This window comes from Salinimicrobium oceani (assembly GCF_012037645.1).
On the sequence record NZ_JAAVJR010001673.1, the window covers coordinates 1 to 281 of the forward strand.

The following is a 281-nucleotide window of genomic DNA, read 5'->3' on the forward strand; positions in this document are numbered from 1 at the left end:
GCACAAGAAACGGGATGGTCAATTTTCCTCTTTTGATCATCTTCAGATAGTCAAAATTTAACAGCACCCATCTTTCCCCTGGATAGAAGGACAGGCTACAGAGCCGTAACTACAATACACGCAGCAATCTCCTTCTGCCGGTCTTAAAACTGTTTTACAGTTTTCACACTCATAGAAGAACTGGCAGGACCCGGTTGGCATTTCTTCTGTTGTTTTATGTCCACATCTTGGGCAGGTTATTTCAGATTCGTTTATTATAGAATTTTGGAGATCTTTCATAT

1 protein-coding gene is annotated in these 281 nt (G+C 40.6%); it reads right to left on the reverse strand.

Annotated elements, in window-relative coordinates:
• Nucleotides 1-57: 57 nt before the first annotated feature.
• Complete coding sequence (locus HC175_RS23560) at nt 58-279, reverse strand: GDCCVxC domain-containing (seleno)protein (RefSeq protein ID WP_168024421.1); 222 nt, start codon at nt 277-279, stop codon at nt 58-60.
• Between the last annotated feature and the right edge of the window lie 2 nt (nt 280-281).

Excerpts from the sequence above, each read along its gene's own strand:
- HC175_RS23560 (WP_168024421.1), bottom strand. The coding sequence starts at position 279 with ATGAAAGATCTCCAAAATTCTATAATAAACGAATCTGAAATAACCTGC.